Below are 21,966 nucleotides of genomic sequence, written 5' to 3' on the forward strand. Positions count from 1 at the left end.
CGAAACACGCGATCACCATTCTTCCTCCCCAGTCAGCCAGATGGACGGACATGGGAGGAACAGTGCCTGCAGAGGCCCTCAACGGCGGAGACACCGCCTGGATCCTGGCGAGCGCCGCGCTCGTACTGCTCATGACACCGGGGGTCGCGCTGTTCTACGGCGGCCAGGCCCGGTCCAAGAGCGTGCTGAACATGATGATGATGTGCTTCAGCTCGCTGGGCCTCGTCGGAGTCCTCTGGATCCTGTTCGGCTACTCGATGACCTTCGGCCCGGACCTCGGCGGCGGCCTGCTGGGCGACCCGTTCGCCTACTTCGGCCTCACCGCGATCCTGGCGAACGACCAGGCCGCCGAGACGCTGCCGCGGCTGGCCTTCGTCAGCTTCCAGGCGATGTTCGCGATCCTGACGGTCGCGCTGATCGCCGGTGCCGCCGCCGACCGCATGAAGTTCGGCGCGTGGATGCTCTTCTCCGGCCTGTGGGCCGTCCTGGTCTACTTCCCGATCGCGCACTGGGTCTTCGACCTGGAGCAGGGCTGGATCGCCACCTCGCTGGGCGCGCTCGACTTCGCCGGCGGCACCGCGGTCCACATCAACGCCGGTATGGCCGCCCTGGTCCTCTGCATCATCCTGGGCAAGCGCCGCGGCTGGCCGCGTGAGGCCATGCGCCCGCACAACCTGACCATGGTCATGCTCGGCGCCGGCCTGCTCTGGTTCGGCTGGTTCGGCTTCAACGCCGGGTCCTCCGGTGCCGCCGACTGGGCCGCCGCCTACGCCTTCACCAACACCATCGCCGCCACCGCCGCCGCCATCCTCGGCTGGCTGCTGATCGAGAAGATCCGCTACGGCAAGGCCACCTCGCTCGGCGCCGCCTCCGGCATCGTCGCGGGTCTGGTCGCGATCACCCCGGCCTGCGCCTCGGTCTCCCCGCTGGGCGCGCTCGCCATCGGTGTCCTCGCCGGTGCGCTGTCGGCCTACGCGGTCGGCTGGAAGTACAAGCTCGGCTACGACGACTCGTTCGACGTCGTCGGCGTCCACCTCGTCGCCGGCCTCTGGGGCACCCTGGCCATCGGGTTCTTCGCCACCGACATCGCCCCCGACGAGACCAACGGTCTGTTCTACGGCGGCGGCGTCGACCAGCTCTGGCGCCAGGCCGTGGCCGCGCTCGCCACGCTGGTCTACTGCGGCATCGTGACCGCGATCATCGCCTTCATCGTCAAGGCCACCCTGGGCCTGCGCGTCGAGGACGAGGCCGAGCAGGCCGGCATCGACGAGGCGGAGCACGCCGAGACCGGCTACGAGTTCTCCGGCCTGCGCGGCGGCAGCGGTCTCGGCTCCTCGCCGAAGCCGGCCACCGAGGCGAAGGCCACCCCCGTCGCGAAGCAGGAGGTCTGACCCGTGAAGCTCGTGACCGCCATCGTCAAGCCGTTCGTCCTGGAGGACGTCAAGGGCGCCCTGGAGCAGATCGGCGTGCTCGGTCTGACCATCAGCGAGGTCCAGGGCTACGGCCGCCAGAAGGGCCACACCGAGGTCTACCGGGGCGCGGAGTACTCGGTCGACTTCGTGCCGAAGGTCCGCGTCGAGGTCGTGGTCGACGACGCGCTGCAGGACAAGGTCGTCGACGCGGTCGTCGAGGCCGCCCGCACCGGCAAGATCGGTGACGGGAAGGTCTGGGTGACCCCGGTCGAGACCGTGGTCCGCGTCCGTACCGGAGAACGCGGCGCCGACGCCATCTGACCGACGGTCCCTCGCGACGGCCCGTCGTGCTCCCTTCCCGGAGTGCGGCGGGCCGTCCGCCGTCCGGACTCGAATCGGACATCACGGCATGTATGCGGTCGACTACTCGAACGAACAGGAAGCGGGTGGCGCGGGGCGATGACGGTCCTCGGGTCGGGCGAAGCGGCGGACCTGGTCAAGGCGAAATCGGTCCTCCTGGAATCCAACGGCCGGCACCACCACGGCCCGGAGGCGTTGCGGGCCGCGCTGGTCGACCTGCACGACTTCTGGCTCTCCTCCCGGTGCGCGGCACTCGGGGTCGGCGGTGAGGGCAGCGGGACGGCGCTGGCGGCCGTCGGTGCGCTCGGCCGGCGCGAGCTGTGCCCCTGGTCCGACCTCGACCTCGTGCTCCTGCACGACGGCCGGACCGACGTCGACGCGCTCGCGGAGAAGCTCTGGTACCCGCTCTGGGACGCCGGGATCGGGCTCGACCACTCGGTGCGCACCCCCGGACAGGCCGTGCAGATCGCGGCGACCGACCTGCGGGCGGCCCTCGGGCTGCTGGAGCTGCGGCACGTCGCCGGGGACGCGACGCTCACCGCGAAGGTCCGCGACGCCGTCCGCGCGGCCTGGCGGGCCGGGATGCGCAGCCGCTTCGACGAGATCGTCGACACCACCACCGACCGCTGGCGGCGCAACGGCGACGTCGCCCACCGCATCGAGCCGGACCTGAAGAACGGCCACGGCGGCCTGCGGGACGTGCAGCTGCTCGACGCCCTGGCCACCGCCCAGCTCGTCGACCGGCCGGGGCCCGACGTCGTCGCCGCCCGTGCGCTGCTGCTGGACGTGCGCACCGAGCTGCACCGGCTCTCCGGCCGGGCCCGCGACGTCCTGCGCGCCCAGGAGGCCGACGACATCGCCACGATCCTCGACGTCGGGGACCGTTTCGACCTGGCCCGCGCCCTGTCGGGTGCGGCCCGCGCGGTCGCCTTCGCGGCCGAGGTCGGGCTGCGCCAGGCCCGCAACGCGCTGCCCCGCCGGGGGCTCGCCGCGCTCCGCCGCCCGCCGGTGCGCAGGCCGCTGGACTCCGGCGTCGTCGAGCACGCGGGGGAGGTCGGGCTCGCCCGCGACGCGTCCGCGGCGAAGGACCCGGCCCTGGTCCTGCGGGTCGCCGCCACCGCCGCCCGCACCGGGCTGCCGATCTCCGCGGGCACTCTGTCCCGGCTCGCCGACACCGCCCCGGAGCTGCGCGCACCGTGGCCGCGGACCGCGCTGGCCGAGCTGCTCGCCCTGCTCGGGACCGGCAAGGCCGCCGTCGCGGTGATCGAGTCGCTGGACCGCACCGGGCTGTGGGGGCGGCTGTTCCCCGAGTGGGGCGCCGTCCGCGACCTGCCGCCCCGGGACCGCACGCACGTCTGGACCGTCGACCGCCACCTCGTCGAGGTCTGTGCCGAGGCCGCCCGGCTCACCACCCGGGTCGCGCGCCCGGACCTGCTGCTGGTCGGCGCGCTGCTGCACGACATCGGCAAGGGCCGCGGCGGTGACCACTCGGTGGTGGGGGAGTCGCTGGTCCGCCAGATCGGCGAGCGGCTCGGGCTGCGCGAGGGCGACCTCGTGCTGCTCGCGGCGATGGTGCGTCACCACCTGCTGCTGCCGCACACCGCGACCCGTCGCGACCCGGAGGACCCGGCGACGGTGTCGCGGGTGCTCGAGACGCTGCGCGAGGCGGTCGCCCCGACCGGCCGGGGCGACGCCGACGTGGCGCTGCTCCTCGAGCTGCTCGGCGCGCTGGCCGAGGCCGACTCGCTCGGCACCGGGCCCGGCGTCTGGAGCCCGTGGCGGCGCACCCTGATCCAGGGGCTGGCCGGGCGCTGCCTGTCCGCGCTCGACGGCCGTCCGTTCGTCGAGCCCGGCCCGCCGGACCCGGCCCACCGGGAGATGGTCGACGCCGTCACGGTGGCGGGGGAGCCGCAGGTCCGCTTCGCGGGCGACGGCGACGTCGCGTCGGTCACCGTCGCGCTGCCGGACGGGCGCGGGGTGCTGTCGGCCGTCGCCGGGGTGCTCGCCCTGCACTCGCTGCAGGTGCACACCGCCGACGTGAACGTGTCCGACGGGGTCGCGGTCGAGACGTTCGCGGTGACCCCGCGGTTCGGCGGCCTGCCCGACCCGGCGCTGGTCCGCTCCGACCTGGTGCGGGTGCGCGCCGGGTCGCTGGACCTGGTGCAGGCGCTGGCCCGCAAGGAACGCGACTACGCGCCGTCGACGCCGGAGGTGGAACGGACCGCCCCGCCGCGGGTGCTGTGGTTCGACGACGAGGCCACCGGCGCGGTCGTGCTGGAGCTGCGCGGCACCGACCGCATCGGGCTGCTCCACCACGTCACCGCCGCGCTCGAACGGACCGGGGTCGACCTCGTCTGGGCCCGGGTCGAGACCCTCGGCGCCTCGGTCGTCGACTCCTTCGGCATCGGCGGGTCCCCGGACCTGTCGGCCCGCAGCGAGATCGAGAAGGCGGTCCTCACGGTGGCCGCCGGGCGCGGGGAGGCCCGACCGACGACGTGACGCAGGTCGTGTCGCCTTGCAACAGCGGCGGCCCGGCGACGATCATGCTCGTCGCCGGTGCGGGCCCGCCCGGTGCGGCGTGCGACGAGGAGTGTCGACGTGGACACCGGGAACACCGCCTACCTGCTCGGCTGTGCCTCCCTGGTCATGCTCATGACCCCGGGTCTGGCGCTGTTCTACGGCGGCATGGTCCGTGCCAAGAGCGTGCTCAACATGATGATGATGAGCATCGTCTGCCTCGGCGTGATCGGGCTCGTCTGGGTCGTGTTCGGGTTCTCGCTGGCCTTCGGTGACTCGCACGGCGGGGTGATCGGCGGGTTCGAGCTGGCCGGGATCACCGACCCGAACGCGCTGGTCGGCGACGTGCCGGTGCAGGCGTTCGCGATGTTCCAGCTGATGTTCGCCGTGATCACCGGGGCACTGGTGTCCGGCGCCGTCGCCGACCGGGCCCGGTTCCGGGCGTGGACGCTGTTCGTCGCGGTCTGGGTGGTCGTGGTCTACATCCCGCTGGCGCACTGGACCTTCGCCGTCGACGGAGCGGTGTCGCAGCGTGGCGGCTGGCTGGTCAACACCGTCGGCGCCCTCGACTTCGCGGGCGGCGCCGCGGTCGAGGTGAACTCCGTCGCCTCGGCGCTCGCGCTCGCGCTGGTCCTCGGCGCCCGCCGTGGCTGGCCGCGTGAGCCGATGCGCCCGCACAACCTGCCGCTGGTGCTGCTCGGGGCGGGCCTGCTGTGGTTCGGCTGGTTCGGGTTCAACGCCGGGTCCGCGCTCGCCGCCGGGGCCACCGCGGCCAACGCCTTCGTCACCACGATGACCGCCGCGTCCGCCGCCGTCGTCGCGTGGCTGCTCCTGGAGGACCGGCTCGACGGCCGTCCGACCAGCCTGGGGGCCGCCTCGGCCGCCGTCGCCGGGCTGGTCGCGATCACCCCGGCCTGCGGCTACGTCGACACCTGGGGCGCCCTGGCGATCGGCGTGCTCGCGGGGCTGCTGTGCCAGCTCGCGATCCGGCTGAAGTACCGGTTCGGTTACGACGACTCGCTCGACGTCGTCGCGATCCACGGGATCGGCGGAGTCATCGGCATGCTGATGCTGGGTCTCGTCGCGACCGACGCGGTCAACCCGGCGGGCGCCGACGGCCTGTTCTACGGCGGCGGCTCCGCGCAGCTCGGCAGGCAGGCGCTGTCGGTGCTGGTCGCGGCGGTCTGGGCGTTCGGGATGACGGCGCTGATCGCCTGGGTGGTGTCGCGGACGATCGGCTTCCGCGCCGCCCCCGACGACGAGCACGGCGGCATCGACGAGGCCGAGCACGCCGAGACCGCGTACGAGTTCAGCACGATGCGCACGGCGGGCCGCGGGCCGGCCGGGCGGATCACCGAGGAGGGGGACCGATGAAGCTGGTGACCGCGATCGTCAAGCCGTTCGTCCTGGGCGACGTCAAGGACGCGCTCGAGGGGCTCGGGGTGCTGGGCCTGACGACCTCGGAGGTCCAGGGCTTCGGCCGCCAGAAGGGGCACACCGAGGTCTACCGGGGCGCGGAGTACTCGGTCGACTTCGTCCCGAAGGTCAAGGTCGAGGTCGTCGTCGACGTCGAGCAGGCCGACCGGGTCGTGCAGGCGGTCGTCGACGCCGCGCACACCGGCCGGATCGGCGACGGCAAGGTCTGGGTCGTCCCGGTGGAGAACGTCGTCCGCGTCCGCACCGGGGAGCGTGGCACCGACGCCCTGTAGCCCTGCGGCCGACCGGGTGATCGTCACCGGCCCCGCCGCCCCGGCCCACCCGGCGCCCGCCCCACCCGCACCGGGGCGTTGATCAGCGCGTTCGCGCCCCGCGGAGGGCGGGAACGTGCGTCTCGCGGCCTGGCGGACCGGGCCGGGGACGGTCCGCGGCGGGCCGGACACACCGGGTGATCGGAACGATCCGGGCGACCGGACCGTTTCACCACACATGACCACCGCCCGTGCCGTGCCGACCGGCGCCGTCCCGCCGACCCGCGACACCGAGCACCGCCCCACCGAGCACCGCCCCACCGAGCACCGCCCCACCGGGCACCGCCGCACCGATCCCGACGGCACCGGCGTGCCCGTTCGCCCCGGCCCTCCGTCCGACGGCGGCCCGGCGGCGCCGCTGGTCGTCGTCCTGCCGGGACGGTCGCTGCTGCTGGTCGCGGGCCTGCCGGGGGCGGGCAAGACCACGCTGCTCGCCGGGCTCGACGCCCCGGCGGGCACCCGGGTCCTCGACTCCGGGGCCACCCGGGCCGTGCTCGCACGGCTGCTCCCGGCCGCGACGCCGTACCCGGCCTACCGGTGGCTGACCCACCTGACCCACCGGGCGTCGGTGGTCACCGCGGCCCTCGGCCCCGCGGACACCGTCGTGGTCCACCTGCCCGCGACCGCGCCCCGGGTGCGCGCCGCGGTCCGCGCGCTGGCCCGCCTCGGCGGCCGCGCACCGCACCTGCTGTGGCTCGACACCGCCCCCGACCAGGCACTCGACGGCCAGCACGCCCGCGGACGGGTGGTCCGGTCGCGGCCGTTCGCGGCGCACGCGCGGCGCGCCCGGGACACCGCCGACGCCCTGCGGGCGGGCACCGAGACCGGCTGGTCCTCGGTCCGTCGCACCGATCGCTCCGGTGCCCGTGGGGGACTGGCGCTGGCCAAGTAGGCTGGTAAGGGTGTTCGACTCCCTCTCCGAGCGGCTCGGATCCACGCTGCGCGACCTGCGCGGCAAGGGCCGGCTCTCCGACGCCGACATCGACGCCACCGCGCGCGAGATCCGGATCGCGCTGCTGGAGGCGGACGTCGCCCTGCCGGTGGTGCGCGGGTTCATCACGCGTATCAAGGACCGGGCCAAGGGGACGGAGGTCTCCCAGGCCCTGAACCCGGCCCAGCAGGTCGTCAAGATCGTCAACGAGGAGCTCGTCGCGATCCTCGGCGGCGAGACGCGGCGGCTGCACCTGGCCAAGGAACCGCCGACGGTCATCATGCTGGCGGGTCTGCAGGGTGCCGGTAAGACGACCCTGGCCGGCAAGCTCGCGCGCTGGCTCCGGGGGCAGGGGCACACCCCGCTGCTCGTGGCCTGTGACCTGCAGCGTCCCAACGCGGTCAACCAGCTGCAGATCGTCGGTGAGCGCGCCGGCGTCCCGACCTACGCGCCGCACCCCGGGGCCACCGGCTCCGGCGAACTCCCCGAGGGCCCCGGCGACCCGGTCGGCGTCGCCCGCGACGGCATCGCGCACGCCCGCGACAAGCAGTACGACGTGGTCGTCGTCGACACCGCGGGCCGTCTCGGCGTCGACGAGGAGCTGATGCGCCAGGCGTCCGACATCCGGGACGCGGTGCAGCCCGACGAGGTCCTGTTCGTCGTCGACGCGATGATCGGTCAGGACGCCGTGGCCACGGCCGAGGCGTTCCGCGACGGCGTCGGCTTCACCGGTGTCGTGCTCACCAAGCTCGACGGCGACGCCCGCGGTGGTGCCGCGCTGAGCGTCCGCGAGGTCACCGGCCAGCCGATCCTCTTCGCCTCCAACGGCGAGAAGCTCGAGGACTTCGACGTCTTCCACCCCGACCGGATGTCCTCGCGCATCCTCGGGATGGGCGACCTGCTCACCCTCATCGAGCAGGCCGAGCAGGTCTTCGACGCCGAGCAGTCCGCGGCCGCCGCCGCGAAGATCAGCTCCGGTGAGCTGTCCCTGGAGGACTTCCTCCAGCAGATGCTGCAGCTGCGCAAGATGGGGCCGATCGGCAACATCCTGAACATGCTCCCGGGGATGAACTCCGGGCAGGCGAAGGCCGCGCTCGAGCAGGTCGACGACCGTCAGATCGACCGCCTGCAGGCCATCATCCGCGGTATGACCCCCGCCGAGCGGGAGGACCCGAAGATCATCAACGCGTCGCGCCGCCAGCGCATCGCGACCGGGTCCGGTGTGTCGGTCTCCGACGTGAACGACCTGGTCAACCGCTTCTTCGAGGCCCGCAAGATGATGAAGCAGATGGCCGGCCAGTTCGGCTTCGGCGGCGGCGGGCGCAGCGCGACCAAGAAGGTCCCGAAGAACCCGCGCAAGGCCCGGCAGGCCAAGAAGGGCCGGCGCAGCGGCAACCCCGCGAACCGTGCCGCGGCCGGTGCGCCGGACCTGTCGAACCTGCCGCCGAGCCTGCAGCAGCTCCCGCCCGGACTGGGCAACCTCGACCAGCTGCCGCCCGGGTTCGACCCGTCGAAGCTGAACTTCGGGAAGAAGAAGTAGCTAGGGTCGCCACCCATGACCGATCTTCCGGCCGCGGGGTGGCGGCTCCGCGGAACGCTGCTGGGCCCCGACGGTGCCGCGGGCGCCGACCTGTACGTCGACGGCTCCGGGCGGGTCAGCCCGGAGCCGCTGCCCGGCGCGGAGGACCTGGTCACCGACGGCTGGATCGTCCCCGGCCTGGTCGACGCGCACTGCCACGTCGGGCTCGGCCCGGACGGCCCGGTCACCGACCTGGAGGAGTGCGCGGCGCAGGCCCGCACCGACCGCGACGCGGGCACCCTGCTGCTGCGCGACTGCGGGTCCCCGGTCGACACCTCGCCGCTGCAGGCCCGCGAGGACCTGCCCGAGATCATCCGGGCCGGGCGGCACGTCGCCCGCCCGAAGCGCTACATCCCCGGGCTCGCCGCCGAGCTCGACGACCCGCGCCTGCTCGTCGACGAGGTCCGGGCCCAGGCCGCCCGCGGCGACGGCTGGGTGAAGCTCGTGGGGGACTGGATCGACCGCGCGGCGGGCCCCGACGACGCCGACCTCGCCCCGCTCTGGCCGGACGAGGTGCTCGCCGAGGCCGTCGACGCGGCGCACGGGGCCGGCGCCCGCGTCACCGCGCACGTCTTCGGCACCGAGGCGCTGCCCGGGCTGATCCGGGCCGGGATCGACTGCATCGAGCACGGCACCGGGCTCTCCGACGAGCTCATCGAGGAGATGGCCGCCCGTGGCACCGCCCTGGTGCCGACCCTGATCAACGTCGAGACCTTCCCCGGGATCGCCGAGAAGGCGACGCGCTACCCCCGCTACGCCGCCCACATGCGCGACCTGCACGCCCACGCCTGGGAGACCGTCGGGCGCGCGATCGAGGCCGGGGTCCCGGTCTACGCGGGCACCGACGCCGGCGGCGGCATCCGGCACGGCCGCATCGCCGACGAGATCGCCGAGCTGGCCCGCGCCGGGCACCCGGACCCGATCGGCGCCGCGAGCTGGGCCGCGCGGTCCTGGCTGGGCCGCCCGGCGGGTCCGCTGCCCGGTGCGCCGGCCGACCTGGTCGTGTACGACCGCGACCCGCGGGGGGATCTCGGCGTGCTGCGGGCCCCGTCGGTGGTCCTGATCCGCGGACGTCGGGTATCAACGGGGGCATGAGCAGTTCGCCCGGGTCGCCGCCGGGACCGCCCGGAGCCTCCGCCGACGACCCGGCCGGCTCCACCCCGTCCGACGCCGCCGGTCCGCCGCCCGCCGGGTGGCCGCCCGCGGGGTGGCCGGGCGGGCCGGCGCAGTACGGCCCCGCCGGGCCCGGGCAGTACGGCCCCGCCGGGCCCGGGCAGTACGGCCCGGGTGGTCCGGCGACCCACGGTCCTGGCGCGCCGTACGGTCCGCCGCCGCGGCGCGGGCTGTTCGGGATCGAGCCGTCGCCGCCCCCGCCGCGACCGTTCCGCGGACTGCTCGCCTTCCTGGTCGTCGAGATCGTGTTCCTCGGCTCGTCGTTCCTGCTGGCGCTGGGCCTGGGGGAGGTCGACTCCGCGCAGGAGGTCCTGCTCGCGATCGTCGTCCCGACGATCCTGGCCGCGCTCACCTGCGTGGTCTGGACCCGGGTGTTCGGCAGCGGGCCCGTGGCCGACCTGGGCCTGCGGTTCCGCTGGGAGGACGTCGGCATCGGGCTGCTGATCGGTGTCGCCGGGCTGTTCGTCACGATCCCGGCCGCGCTGGCCTACCTCTACCTGGTCGGCCCGGACCTGACGACCTCGGTCGGCGTCGCCTTCGAGGGCATCCGCACGACGTGGCCGGTCGCGCTGGCCGTGATGGTCGGCGTCGTGGTGGTCGCCCCGGTCTGCGAGGAGATCGTCTACCGCGGCCTGCTGTGGAACGCCATCGCGCACTGGGTCGGCAACCGGTGGGTCGTGTTCGTGCTGACCACGGCGGTGTTCGCGCTGGCCCACCTGGAGTTCCTGCGCGCGCCGCTGCTGTTCGTCGTCGCCCTGCCGCTGGGGGTCGCACGGCTGCTGACCGGCCGCGTCACCGCCGGGATCGTGGCGCACGCGGTCAACAACTTCCTGCCCGGGCTGGCCCTGGCCCTCATGCTGGTCGGGGCCTTTCCCGCGGTCTGAACGACGTCTGGCAGAATGGCCGATCGGGTCCGTGGCCGGCCCTCTACCTGCCACGGCCGACACCTACGAGTGAGCGAGCCCGTAACCCCACGCGAGGCCGGCTGACTCATCGCAGCACGAATCGACATTCGCGAGGAGCACCACAGCGTGGCCGTCAAGATCAAGCTGATGCGTCTGGGCAAGATCCGTCAGCCGTACTACCGCGTCGTCGTCGCGGACTCCCGTACGCGCCGCAACGGCCGGGCCATCGAGACGATCGGCAAGTACCACCCGAAGAACGAGCCGAGCCTGATCGAGATCGACTCGGACCGTGCGCAGTACTGGCTGGGTGTCGGCGCGCAGCCGACCGAGTCGGTGCAGAACCTGCTCGAGATCACCGGCGACTGGCAGAAGTTCAAGGGCCTGCCGGGCACCGAGGGCACCCTGAAGCCGCAGGCCGAGAAGGCCGACAAGCTGGCCCGCTTCAACGAGGCGCTGGCGGCGGCGAACGAGGAGCCGACCACCGCGGCCACCACTCCGAAGAAGAAGGGTGGCGACCGCGTCGGTAAGACCGCTGACGCCGCCCCGGCCGAGGCCGCGACGAAGAGCGACGACGTCGCCGACGCGACCAAGGACGCGGCCGAGCCGGCCACCGAGTCGACCCAGTCGTGACTCTCATGGCGGACGCGCTCGAGCACCTCGTGCGCGGCATCGTCGACCACCCCGACGACGTCCGGGTGGACCTGGTCACCGGGCGTCGCGGTCGGATCCTCGAGGTCCGGGTGCACCCCGACGATCTCGGCAAGGTGATCGGCCGGGGTGGCCGCACCGCCACCGCCCTGCGCAACGTCATCGGTGGTGTGGGCGGTCGCGGCGTGCGCGTCGACGTCGTCGACACCGACCGGTGACGAGCTCCGCACCCGACGACGCCGGCCAGGTCCTGGTCGGCGTCGTCGTACGTGTGCACGGTCTGCGCGGCGAGGTCGTCGTCGAGCCCCGCACCGACGCACCGGCGGAGCGGTTCGCGCCCGGTGCCGTCCTGCAGGGCCACCGGCCCCGCGCGGCGGGCCCCGGGCCGCTCACCGTCACCGGTGCGCGCGCCCACTCGGGCCGCTGGCTCGTGCTCTTCGAGGGCGTGGCCGACCGCGACGCCGCCGAGGCCCTGCGCGGGGTCCAGCTCCGGCTGCCGACCTCCGCGCTCGCCGAGCCGGAGGACCCGGAGGAGTTCCACGTCCACCAGCTGACCGGTCTGCGGGCCGAGCTGGTCGACGGGACCGAGGCGGGCACCGTCACCGACGTCGTCCACGGCCCCGGCGGGTCCCTGCTGGTCGTCCGGCGGCCGGCCGGGCACGAGGCACTCGTCCCGTTCGTCGGGGCGATCGTGCCCACCGTCGACTTGGCGGGCGGACGCGTGGTCCTCGACCCGCCCGACGGGCTGCTCGACCCGCAGGACTGATCCCGGCCCGGCACCCCGTGGTGCCGGGCCGTTCTCGTGGTCGCAGTGTCAACCAGAGTTGACATCCTCGCGGTGTCAACCTATGTTGACGGTCATGAGTGATGCGACGGCGGTGGCCGCGGCGGCGTCCAGCACGGACCCGGCCGTGGGGCTGCGGGCGGTGGTGGCACTGCGCGACCTGCAGGACTCACTGGAGGAGCTGCAGGTCACCAACGCCCGCGACCAGGGATGGTCCTGGCAGCAGATCGCCGACGCACTGCGGATCAGCCGGCAGGCGGTGCACAAGAAGTACCGCAGGCTCGGCGTGTAGAGGGGAGACGCACGTGTTCGCACGGTTCACCGGCGAGGCCCGCAGGGTCGTCGTCCTGGCCCAGGAGATCGCACGGATGAGGCACGCGGGGCGGATCGGGACGGAGCACCTGCTGCTCGGGATCCTGCGCAGCCCCGGCACACCGGGGGAGGAGCTCCTCGCCGCGGCCGGGATCGACGCCCGCGCCGTCGTCGAGGAGCTCGACCGGGCGGACGGCGTGCCCGATCGCGACGCCGACGCCCTCGCCACCCTGGGCATCGACCTCGACGCCGTCCGGAGCGCGGTGGAGGCGGGCTTCGGGCCCGGCGCGCTCGACCGTCCGCGGCGCGGACGGTGGTGGGCCGGGCACATCCCGTTCGCGCGGTCCTCGAAGAAGGCCCTCGAGCTGGCGCTGCGCGAGGCGATCCGGCTCGGCGACCGGTCGATCGGGACCGAGCACGTCCTGCTCGGGCTGCTGCACCCGGACACCGCGGCCTCGCAGGTGCTCGACCGGCACGGGATGACGCTGTACGGGACCCGGCGCGCCGCCGAGCGACGGCGGCCCCGCCGGGCGGGCTGAGCCGGGCCCGCTCGTCGGCTCAGTCGTCGGCTCAGTCGTCGGCGCGGTCCGGGTCGTCCGGGTCCTCGGTCGGGTCGACCCGGGTCTCCGCCGAGCGCACCCCGTCGGTCTCCGACAGCGCGGCGGCCAGGCCGGGCAGGTCGCCCCGGCCGTCGAGACGCAGGGTCAGCGCCGCGACCCGGACGCCGTCGGCGGCCACCGAGCCGCGGTGCACGGCCACCCCCGCCACCGAGAACCCGGCCGCGGTGCAGCGCTCCAGGACCCCGCGCAGGACGCCGTAGCCGTCGTCGTAGCGGATCCGCAGCACCGGGGGTCGGCGACGGTGCCGCCGCACCACCCGCGCGACCGGCTGCAGGCCCCGGGTCACCAGGAAGTGCGCCGCCGTCGCCAGGACGGCCAGCGGGGCCAGGCCCGCACCGCACGCCGTCCCGACCGCGGCGGCCAGCCAGATCGTGGCCGCGGTGGTGAGCCCGCGCACGACGTCCTGCCGGACGAAGATCAGCCCGGCACCGATGAACCCGATCCCCGACACGATCTGGGCCGCGATCCGGGACGGGTCCAGCGCGACGTGCTCGGTCGCGAGCAGGTCGGCGAAGCCGTACTTCGAGATGACCATGAACACCGCCGCGCCGACGCCGACCAGCACGTGCGTGCGCAGACCGGCGCTCTTCGCGCCGGCCTCGCGCTCCAGGCCGATCGCCGTCGTCAGGAGCAGGGCGAGCAGCACCGGCGGCAGCAGGCTCCACTGCGCCGCCGTCGACCAGAGTGGCTCGGCCCAGGACTCCGACATCGCATGACCTCCTTCTGCACGGGGGGACGGGCGCCTGCGACGATCCGCGCCGTGCGGATCGACGTCGTCACCATCTTCCCGTCCTACCTGCAGCCGTTGCGCGAGGCACTGCTGGGGCGGGCGATCGACCGCGGGCTGCTCGAGGTCGCCGTGCACGACCTGCGGGACTGGACCCACGACGTGCACCAGGCCGTCGACGACTCCCCGTACGGCGGCGGGCCGGGCATGGTGATGCGCCCCCAGGTGTGGGGCGAGGCCCTCGACGAGGTGCTGGCCACCCCCGACCCGCCCGCCCGGCTGGTCGTCCCGACCCCGGCCGGGCGGCCGTTCACCCAGGCCACCGCGCACGCCTGGGCGGCCGAGGAGCGGCTGGTCTTCGCCTGCGGCCGCTACGAGGGCATCGACGAGCGCGTGCTGCTCGACGCCCGGGCCCGCGGCATCACCGTCGACGAGGTGTCGATCGGCGACTACGTGCTCGTCGGCGGGGAGGTCGCCGTGCTCGTGATGGTCGAGGCCGTCGCCCGGCTGCTGCCCGGGGTGCTGGGCAACCCGCGCTCGGCCGCCGAGGACTCCTTCTCCGACGGGCTGCTGGAGGGCCCGTCCTACACCCGTCCCGAGGTGTGGCGGGACCTGGCCGTGCCGGACGTGCTCCGCGGCGGCAACCACGCCGCGATCGCCCGCTGGCGGCGCGACCGGGCCCTGGAACGGACCCGGGACCGGCGCCCCGACCTGCTCGACGCGCTCGGGCCGGACGCCCTGGACGCCGCCGACCGCGCCGTGCTCGCCGCCCGGCGCCCCGACGACGACGCCGACGCCCCCACCACCTGAGCGTTCCCGCCGGTGGGCGTCCGCGGCCCGGCTCCGGGGCCGGCGCGGGGGACCGTTCCGCCGTCGCCCGGCGGGCCCCCACCGGCGACCGGCGGTGCCCGGTCCGTCCGGTACGACCGGGCCCGCGGAGCCGCTCCGGACGCCCTCGCACCACCGGGTGTCCGGAGCGATCTGCCCGTCTGGCACTATGGACGGGTTGCCAGCGCCGCGTGTGGTGCCCGGTGACGGTCACGTGTGCCCCCGGTCCCGCCGGTGGCGCCGGCCGTACCGAGCCCGCCACGTGAGGAGCGTCGTCGCCGTACGGCACGACCGCCCCGTGGCCCGGGCGCGATCCCGGATCGACCCGGGACCGGCACCGCACGACCCGCACGAACGACACACGAGGACGGACCGTCGACATGAACACCCTGGACGCACTGGACGCGGAGACCCTGCGCTCCGACATCCCGAACTTCCGGCCCGGGGACACCCTCAAGGTGCACGTGAAGGTCATCGAGGGCAACCGCACCCGTACCCAGATCTTCCAGGGCGTCGTCATCCGCCGCCACGGCTCGGGTGCCCGCGAGACCTTCACCGTCCGCAAGATCTCGTTCGGCGTCGGCGTCGAGCGCACCTTCCCGGTGCACACGCCGAACATCGAGAAGATCGAGGTCGCCACCCGCGGCGACGTCCGCCGGGCGAAGCTGTACTACCTCCGCGACCTCCGCGGCAAGGCCGCGAAGATCAAGGAGCGCCGGGAGACCACCGCGTCCTGACCGTCACCCTGTCGTGACGGACCGGTGACGTAATCTCGACGCGTGGCCTTCCCCGAGCTCCCCGACGACCGCCGGGCCCGCCCCCGGCGGTATCGCGGCAGCGATGTTCCCGAGCGCCCCGGTCGGCGGCGGGCCCCCGAGGGCCCGCCGCCCGCCGGTGGTGAGCCGGGCGGTGACGAGCAGCAGTGGCTGCTCGGCACCGCGCTGCCGCACGGGGTGCCGGCCCGGGACGGCTCCGCGGACGGTGAGCCCGAGGGCGCACCGCGCGGGGTCCGTACCCGGCACGCGGGCCCGGAGGACGGCGCCGACGAGGCCCGTCCCCGCGGGCGTCGCTACCGCAACGGTTTCGACGAACTCGCCGCCGGACGTTCCGGGCGGCACGGCGTCGACGCGGGCGGCCCGCTCCCCGAGGAGCGGCCCGCCCCGGCCACCGAGGGCCCGGACACGCTGCGGGCCCGCTACGCGGCCCGGCTGAACCGGCCCGACGGCCCCGAGCCCGGCGCCGCACCGAACGGCAGGCCGTGGCCGCCGTCCGGCAGCCGTCCGGAGCAGGCCCCGGACCCCCGTCATCCGGCGCCGCCGGCCGGGCGCCCCGAGGGCACCGGACGTCACGGCGTCCGCCCGGGCCCCGACCAGCCCGCCCCCGACGGCAGGCCCGGTCGCCGGGCCTCCGGGTTCGACCCGTCCGCCGCACCGCCCCTGCGCGGCCCCGACGCGCGCCGGCGCAACGGCCGGCCCCCCGCCGCCCCCGGCTTCGGCCCCTCCGGTCCCGCGCCCGGCGCCCCCGACGGCCACACCCCCCGCGACCACGGTGTCGACGGCTACCCGGCGGATGGTCGTGCGCCCGAGGGCCGCGGCCCCGACGGGTACGCGACCGAGGGCTACGGCCGCCCCGACCCGCGCGGTCGTATCGCCGGCCGTCCGCCCGTCCGCGGCCCGTCCGCCGAGTACTCCGACGGCGCCCGCCCGGAGCCCCGCCCCGACGGTGGTGTCCCGGGTCGCCGGCCCGTCGGCCCGCCCGTCGACGGTGCCGCACCGACGACCCGCCGTCCCGTCCCACCGGACGCCGACGGGGCCCCGACCACCCGTCGCCCGGCCCCGCCGGACCCCGACGCCGCCGCGACCACGCGTCGCCGGGTGCCTCCGGAGGCCGACCCGCGGCGCGCCCGCGCGGCCGCCGCCCCGGTCGGCGACGACGTCGACGCCGACCCCGGGACCGTCGCCGTCCCGTACCCCGGCGCCGACGCGCCGGCGCGGCCCCCGCGCCGCCGTCGCCCGGCCGCCGCCCCGGCGGAACCGGCAGAGGACCCCGACGACATCCCCGCCGACCCGCAGGACGCGACGGACGAGCCGGAGCGCGCCACCGGTGGCCGCGCCGCGCGCCGCAGCGGCCCCGTCGGCGTCGGCGGCCGGATCGCCGCCCTGACCGGGCGCGGCTCCGCCGCGGCCGCGGCGGGCGAGGAGAAGCCCAAGACGGCGTTCTGGAAGGAGATCCTGCTCCTGGCCGGGGTCGCCATCCTGCTGACGGTCCTCATCCAGACCTTCCTCGCGAAGGTCTACGTCATCCCGTCCGGCTCGATGGAGACGACGCTGCACGGCTGCACCGGCTGCAACAACGACCGCGTGCTCGTCGACAAGGTCACCTACAACTTCACCGACATCACCCCGGGCGACATCGTCGTGTTCCGCGGCACCGACGGCTGGGCCAGCGAGACCTACAGCGGCGAGGGCAGCGAGAACCCGCTGCTCAAGGGCCTGCAGTCGCTCGGCTCGCTGGTCGGCATCGCCCCGCCCGACGAGAAGGACTTCGTCAAGCGGGTGATCGCCGTCGGCGGCCAGACCGTCTCCTGCTGCGACGCGCTGAACCAGGTCGTCGTCGACGGGCAGCCGCTGGAGGAGCCCTACATCTACTACCTGCCCGAGGCGGGTCCGGCCCGGCAGATCCCGTTCGGCCCGATCACCGTCCCCGAGGGCCAGTACTGGATGATGGGCGACTCGCGGAACAACTCCGCGGACTCCCGGGCGGCCGGGCACGGCCCCATCCCCGAGGCCAACATCATCGGCAAGGTCCGGCTGATCGTGCTGCCCTTCGACCGGTTCGGCTGGGTCAGCGCGGTCGACCCGCAGACCACCGCCGAGGCGGCCGGCCTCCCGGGGCTGCCCGCCGGGCTGCCGCTGGCGCTGGGCATCCTGGGGACCCTGCCGCTCGCGGCCGGCCGGCGACGCGCTCTGCTCGCCCGGGCCGAGGCCGAGCGGTTCCTGCCCGCGACGCGCCCCCCGCACGGGTGGCGCCGGAGAGCCTGACCGGGAGCACCGTGCCGGTTCCGCCCAGCCGCGCCCGTCCCACCGGACGGCCGCGCGCCCGCCGACGGCCCGTACGGGTCCTGCCCGACGGGCTGCGTCCGCCGCGTGCCGTCGTCCGCGACGGCGGCACCTGGACCCTGCAGACGGTCCTGCAGCGCCACGGGCTCGGCCCGGTCGCCGGCGTCGACGAGGCCGGTCGCGGTGCGAGTGCCGGACCGCTGGTCGTCGCCGCGGCGGTGCTGCGGCCCGCGGACGCGAAGGCCCTCGACGGGTTGACCGACTCCAAGCTGCTGACCCCGGCCGCCCGCGACCACTGGTACGACCGCATCCGCGCCCGGGCGCTGGACCACGCCGTCGTCGTGATCCCGGCGGCCGAGGTCGACCGCCGTGGGGTGCACGTGGCCAACATCGAGGGCATGCGTCGCGCGGTGGCCGCGCTGAGCGCGGTCCCGCCCGGCTACGTCCTGACCGACGGCTTCCCGGTCCGCGGCTTCGGCCGCCCCGCCCTCGCCGTGCCGAAGGGGGACCGGGTGGCGGCCTGCATCGCGGCGGCGTCGGTGCTGGCCAAGGTCACCCGGGATCGCATCATGACCGCGCTCGACGCCGAGCACGACCGCTACGGCTTCGCCGTGCACAAGGGCTACAGCACGCCGGACCACGAGGCCGCGCTGCGCGCACACGGGCCCTGCCCGGAGCACCGGTTCTCCTTCGCGAACGTCGCCGCGGTGGCCGGGCGCGAGGTCCCGGCGGGGCTGGTCCACAATGGGGCGCTCCCCGAGCAGGAACCCGACCCCGGAGACCCGGAGGACACGGTCGGGGCGTGGGAGCCGTTGGAGATCGTCACAGGAGGAGCGGGCCGGTGAGCGCCGAGGATCTCGAGAAGTACGAGACCGAGATGGAGCTCACGCTCTACAAGGAGTACCGCGACATCGTCGCCCAGTTCTCCTACGTCGTGGAGACGGAGCGTCGGTTCTACCTGGCCAACTCCGTCGACGTCGCCCCGCGCAACGCCGACGGCGAGGTCTACTTCGAGGTCCGCATGTCCGACGCGTGGGTGTGGGACATGTACCGCCCGGCGCGGTTCGTCAAGAACGTGCGGGTGGTGACGTTCAAGGACGTCAACATCGAGGAGCTCGACACCCCTGACCTGCGGCTCCCCGACGACGACCAGTTCCCGGGCTGAGCGCGTAGCAGACCCCACCGACGGTTCCGCCGCCCCGGCGGCGCGGCCGGCGGTGCCCGTCCCCAACCGGCGGATCCGTCCACAGCCTGCCGATCCACCCCCGCGACGGGCCCGTCCGGCCCGATCGTGGACCCATGGCAGCGAAGGACGAGCTCGGCCGCCGCGGTGAGGACACCGCCGCCGAGTACCTCGAGCGGGCACACGGGATGGTCGTGCTCAGCCGCAACTGGCGGTGCACGCACGGCGAGATCGACATCGTCGCGGTCGACCCGCAGCAACGGCTGGTGTTCTGCGAGGTCAAGACCCGTTCCGGGCTCCGCTACGGCGAGCCCGCCGAGGCGGTGACCCGCCGCAAGACACGCCGGATCCGGTTGCTGGCGAAGGCGTTCATGGCCGCCCACCGGGTGAGCTGGGTGGAGATCAGGTTCGACGTCGTGGCGGTCCTGATCCGGCCCGGCCGGCCGGTCACGCTCACCCACTACCCGGCGGCGTTCTGATGCGGCCCCCGGCACGGATCTGGTCGGTGGCGCTGCACGGCGTCGACGGCGTCCCCGTCGAGATCGAGGCGGTCATCGGCGGCGGGATGCCCGGCGTGCACCTCGTGGGCCTGCCCGACGCCGCCCTCAACGAGTCCAAGGACCGGGTCCGGTCCGCGATCGTGCACTCCGGCCGCACCTGGCCCAACGAGCGGATCGTGCTCGCCCTCTCCCCGGCGACCCTGCGCAAGACCGGCAGCCGGTTCGACCTCGCCCTGGCGCTGGGCGTCCTCGTCGCCGCGGACGCGGTGCCGCCCGACCGGCTGCGCGGCACCGCGCTGCTCGGCGAGCTCGCCCTCGACGGCAGGCTGCGGCCGGTGCTCGGCGTGCTGCCCTGTCTGCTCGCCGCGCGCGACGCCGGGATGGTCCGCGCCGTCGTGCCCCGAGCCGCGCTCGCCGAGGCCGCGCTGGTCGACGGGATCGAGGCGTTCGGTGCCGACAGCCTCGGCGACGTCCTGGACTGGGCGTCGGGCAACCGGCTGCTGCACCGGCACGACGGCGGGCAGGAGGAGGCCCCGGCCGTCGCGGCACCCGAGCTGGCCGACGTGCTCGGCCAGCACGACGCCCGGCGCGCCCTGGAGATCGCCGCCGCCGGCGGGCACCACCTGCTGATGGTCGGCCCACCCGGCACCGGCAAGACGATGCTGGCCCAGCGCGTGGTGGGGCTGCTGCCCGAGCTCGATCGCGCCGAGGCGCTGCAGCTCGCCGCGATCCGCTCGGTGGCCGGCCGGCTCGGCGACAGCGGGGCGCTCAGTACGTGCGCGCCGTTCGTGGCGCCGCACCACTCGGCGTCGACCGCGGCGCTGCTCGGCGGGGGCAGCGGCGTCGCCCGGCCCGGTGCGGTGTCGCTGGCCCACCGCGGTGTGCTCTTCCTCGACGAGTGCCCGCACTGGCCGGCCTCGGTCCTCGACGGGCTGCGCACTCCTCTGGAGGAGGGCGAGGTCCGGCTGTCCCGCGCCGACGGCACCGTGCGCTACCCGGCCCGGTTCCAGCTCGTGCTCGCGGCGAACCCGTGCCCGTGCGCACCGCCGATCGACCGCGACTGCACCTGCCGCCCCGACGTCCGCCGCCGCTACATGTCCCGGCTGTCCGGCCCGCTGCTCGACCGGGTCGACCTGCGGGTGGCGATGGAGCCGGTGACCGCGCTGCGGGTGACCGAGAAGCGGGGCGAGGACACCGCGACCGTCCGCCGCCGGGTGCTCGACGCCCGCGCCGCCGCCGTCGCGCGCTGGTCGGAGCACGGGTGGCGGTGCAACGCCGAGGTGCCCGGCCCCGCCCTGCGGAACCGCTTCCCACTGCCCGCCCGGGTGATCGCACCGCTGGAGGCCCGGCTGCGGGCCGGGGACCTCAGTGCCCGCGGCGCGGACCGCGCGCTGCGGGTCGCGTGGACGCTCAGCGACCTCGCCGGGGCCGAACGGCCCGACCGCGGCCTGGTCGACGCGGCGCTGTACTTCCGCGAGCGGGGTGCCGCGTGAGCGCCCCGGTCCCGGCCGTCCGCCCGGGTACCGACGCCGGCACGGTGCCCGAGGAGGTCCTGCAGGCCCGCGCCTACCTGCTGCGCTGCGTCGAACCCCCGAACCGGCACCTCGTCGCCCTGGTCGACCGGTACGGGCCGGTCGAGGCGGCCGACCGGCTGCGTCGCGGTGCCGTCCCCGACGAGCTGCTGCGCGCCGCGGCGGCCCGGCGGGGTACCGACCGCTCCGAGGCCGACCTGGAGGCGGCCGCGGCAGCCGGGGCCCGGCTGCTCGTGCCGGAGGACCGGGGCTGGCCGTCGTGGCCGTTCCGGTCGTTCGCCGAGGCCCCGCGGGCCGACCTCGCGCCCCCGATCGCGCTGTGGGCCCGCGGGCCGGGGGAGATCGCGACGCTCGCCGACCGGTCGGTCACCGTCGTCGGGTCGCGTGCCGCGACCCCGTACGGGCTGAACGTGGCCGCGGACTTCTCCGCGACGCTGGCCCGGCGCGGCGTCGCGGTCCTCTCCGGCGCCGCGTTCGGGATCGACGCCGCCGCGCACCGCGGAGCGCTCGCCGTCGACGGCGCGACGGTCGCGGTGCTGGCCTGCGGCCCGGACCGCGTCTACCCGGCCGCGCACACCGGTCTCCTGGAGCGGATCGCCGCGACCGGACTGGTGCTCACCGAGTACCCGCCCGGCACGATCCCCGGGCGGCTGCGGTTCCTCGTCCGCAACCGGCTGCTGGCCGCACTCGGTGTCGGGACCCTGGTCGTCGAGGCCGGGGCACGCAGCGGGACGAAGCGCACCGCCGCCGACGCGACCGCGCTCGGGCGCCCGCTGATGGCGGTGCCGGGCCCGGTGACCTCGGGGATGTCGGTCGGCTGCCACGAGCTGGTCCGCTCCCACCAGGCGGGTCTCGTCGGACGTCCCGAGGACGTCCTGGAGGTCGTCGGCCGGCTGGGTGTGGACCTCGCCCTGCCGCCGCAGGGGGAGTCCCGCCCGACCGACGGGCTCGACCCGCGGGTGCTGGCGGTCCACGACGCGCTGCCCGCCCGGGCCGCGTGGCCGCCGGGACGGATCGGGGAGGCAGCGGGCGTCGGACCCGACGAGCTGCGCGCGGCGCTGACCGAACTGGAGGACCGTGGGCTCGCCGAGTACCACCAGGGGCTGTGGCAGCGTCCGGCACGCCGCGCGGGTCCTTGACCGGGGCCC

23 protein-coding genes are annotated in these 21,966 nt (G+C 75.3%); 22 read left to right on the top strand and 1 reads right to left on the bottom strand.

The features are described 5' to 3' along the window. The first annotated feature begins 131 nt into the window (after positions 1-131). The 14 genes from MTO91_RS07495 to MTO91_RS07560 all read left to right on the top strand — a co-directional run bounded on the left by MTO91_RS07495 (position 132) and on the right by MTO91_RS07560 (position 12,908). Entirely contained in the window at positions 132-1,391 is a 1,260-nt protein-coding gene (locus tag MTO91_RS07495; protein WP_476654829.1) for an ammonium transporter, read from the top strand. A gap of 3 nt (positions 1,392-1,394) precedes the next feature. Further along, positions 1,395-1,733, top strand: coding sequence for a P-II family nitrogen regulator (locus MTO91_RS07500; RefSeq protein WP_062401001.1), 339 nt, complete (start codon positions 1,395-1,397; stop codon positions 1,731-1,733). A gap of 138 nt (positions 1,734-1,871) precedes the next feature. After that, positions 1,872-4,271: a [protein-PII] uridylyltransferase gene (locus tag MTO91_RS07505; RefSeq protein ID WP_405418625.1), complete on the top strand. Its 2,400-nt coding sequence runs from the start codon at positions 1,872-1,874 to the stop codon at positions 4,269-4,271. 99 nt (positions 4,272-4,370) lie between these two features. Next, positions 4,371-5,663 carry an ammonium transporter gene (locus tag MTO91_RS07510; RefSeq protein ID WP_476654137.1) on the top strand — a complete coding sequence of 431 codons (1,293 nt, stop codon included), beginning with the start codon at positions 4,371-4,373 and terminating at the stop codon, positions 5,661-5,663. Continuing rightward, positions 5,660-5,998 carry a P-II family nitrogen regulator gene (locus MTO91_RS07515; protein ID WP_476654138.1) on the top strand — a complete coding sequence of 113 codons (339 nt, stop codon included), beginning with the start codon at positions 5,660-5,662 and terminating at the stop codon, positions 5,996-5,998. Before MTO91_RS07510 ends, MTO91_RS07515 begins: the two co-directional genes overlap by 4 nt. A gap of 217 nt (positions 5,999-6,215) precedes the next feature. Then, a complete protein-coding gene (locus MTO91_RS07520; RefSeq protein WP_476654139.1) occupies positions 6,216-6,929 on the top strand; it encodes an AAA family ATPase in 714 nt (237 codons plus the stop codon). Positions 6,930-6,939: 10 nt separating this feature from the next. Continuing rightward, positions 6,940-8,508 carry a signal recognition particle protein gene (ffh, locus tag MTO91_RS07525; protein ID WP_062401008.1) on the top strand — a complete coding sequence of 523 codons (1,569 nt, stop codon included), beginning with the start codon at positions 6,940-6,942 and terminating at the stop codon, positions 8,506-8,508. A gap of 15 nt (positions 8,509-8,523) precedes the next feature. After that, the gene (locus tag MTO91_RS07530) at positions 8,524-9,642 is read left to right on the top strand and encodes an amidohydrolase family protein (RefSeq protein ID WP_405418622.1); all 1,119 of its coding nucleotides are present in this window, start codon (positions 8,524-8,526) and stop codon (positions 9,640-9,642) included. Next, on the top strand, positions 9,639-10,604 hold the full coding sequence (locus tag MTO91_RS07535; protein ID WP_476654140.1) for a lysostaphin resistance A-like protein: 966 nt from the start codon (positions 9,639-9,641) through the stop codon (positions 10,602-10,604). Before MTO91_RS07530 ends, MTO91_RS07535 begins: the two co-directional genes overlap by 4 nt. Before the next feature lie 147 nt (positions 10,605-10,751). After that, complete coding sequence (rpsP, locus tag MTO91_RS07540; RefSeq protein ID WP_073578179.1) at positions 10,752-11,255, top strand: 30S ribosomal protein S16; 504 nt, start codon at positions 10,752-10,754, stop codon at positions 11,253-11,255. 5 nt (positions 11,256-11,260) lie between these two features. Next, entirely contained in the window at positions 11,261-11,491 is a 231-nt protein-coding gene (locus tag MTO91_RS07545) for an RNA-binding protein (protein ID WP_149663515.1), read from the top strand. Beyond that, a complete protein-coding gene (gene rimM, locus MTO91_RS07550; RefSeq protein WP_350590140.1) occupies positions 11,488-12,039 on the top strand; it encodes a ribosome maturation factor RimM in 552 nt (183 codons plus the stop codon). Before MTO91_RS07545 ends, rimM begins: the two co-directional genes overlap by 4 nt. A gap of 94 nt (positions 12,040-12,133) precedes the next feature. Further along, positions 12,134-12,349, top strand: a complete 216-nt coding sequence (locus MTO91_RS07555) for a helix-turn-helix domain-containing protein (RefSeq protein ID WP_476654141.1) — start codon at positions 12,134-12,136, stop codon at positions 12,347-12,349. A 13-nt stretch (positions 12,350-12,362) separates the two neighbouring features. Continuing rightward, positions 12,363-12,908, top strand: coding sequence for a Clp protease N-terminal domain-containing protein (locus tag MTO91_RS07560; RefSeq protein ID WP_476654142.1), 546 nt, complete (start codon positions 12,363-12,365; stop codon positions 12,906-12,908). Positions 12,909-12,939: 31 nt separating this feature from the next. On the opposite strand, the gene MTO91_RS07565 is transcribed toward MTO91_RS07560, so the two are convergent. Beyond that, entirely contained in the window at positions 12,940-13,698 is a 759-nt protein-coding gene (locus MTO91_RS07565; protein ID WP_178376860.1) for an MgtC/SapB family protein, read from the bottom strand. Positions 13,699-13,749: 51 nt separating this feature from the next. On the opposite strand from MTO91_RS07565, the gene trmD reads away from it, so the two are divergent. The 8 genes from trmD (at position 13,750) to MTO91_RS07605 (ending at position 21,957) form a co-directional block, all read left to right on the top strand. Further along, positions 13,750-14,526 (top strand): tRNA (guanosine(37)-N1)-methyltransferase TrmD, encoded by a 777-nt coding sequence (gene trmD / locus MTO91_RS07570; RefSeq protein WP_476654143.1) that lies wholly within the window; start codon positions 13,750-13,752, stop codon positions 14,524-14,526. 398 nt (positions 14,527-14,924) lie between these two features. Beyond that, entirely contained in the window at positions 14,925-15,281 is a 357-nt protein-coding gene (gene rplS / locus MTO91_RS07575) for a 50S ribosomal protein L19 (protein ID WP_060714490.1), read from the top strand. Positions 15,282-15,323: 42 nt separating this feature from the next. After that, positions 15,324-17,585 (top strand): signal peptidase I, encoded by a 2,262-nt coding sequence (gene lepB, locus MTO91_RS07580; protein WP_476654144.1) that lies wholly within the window; start codon positions 15,324-15,326, stop codon positions 17,583-17,585. A gap of 92 nt (positions 17,586-17,677) precedes the next feature. Next, positions 17,678-18,448: a ribonuclease HII gene (locus MTO91_RS07585; RefSeq protein ID WP_208822498.1), complete on the top strand. Its 771-nt coding sequence runs from the start codon at positions 17,678-17,680 to the stop codon at positions 18,446-18,448. Beyond that, on the top strand, positions 18,445-18,768 hold the full coding sequence (locus MTO91_RS07590; protein WP_020627284.1) for a DUF2469 domain-containing protein: 324 nt from the start codon (positions 18,445-18,447) through the stop codon (positions 18,766-18,768). Before MTO91_RS07585 ends, MTO91_RS07590 begins: the two co-directional genes overlap by 4 nt. Positions 18,769-18,902: 134 nt before the next feature. After that, positions 18,903-19,265, top strand: coding sequence for a YraN family protein (locus MTO91_RS07595; RefSeq protein WP_062401027.1), 363 nt, complete (start codon positions 18,903-18,905; stop codon positions 19,263-19,265). Beyond that, a complete protein-coding gene (locus tag MTO91_RS07600; protein WP_405418612.1) occupies positions 19,265-20,779 on the top strand; it encodes a YifB family Mg chelatase-like AAA ATPase in 1,515 nt (504 codons plus the stop codon). Before MTO91_RS07595 ends, MTO91_RS07600 begins: the two co-directional genes overlap by 1 nt. Continuing rightward, positions 20,776-21,957 carry a DNA-processing protein DprA gene (locus tag MTO91_RS07605; RefSeq protein WP_405418611.1) on the top strand — a complete coding sequence of 394 codons (1,182 nt, stop codon included), beginning with the start codon at positions 20,776-20,778 and terminating at the stop codon, positions 21,955-21,957. The genes MTO91_RS07600 and MTO91_RS07605 overlap by 4 nt, the downstream gene beginning before the upstream one ends. Positions 21,958-21,966: the final 9 nt, after the last annotated feature.

Source organism: Pseudonocardia sp. 2-7 (assembly GCF_056341085.1).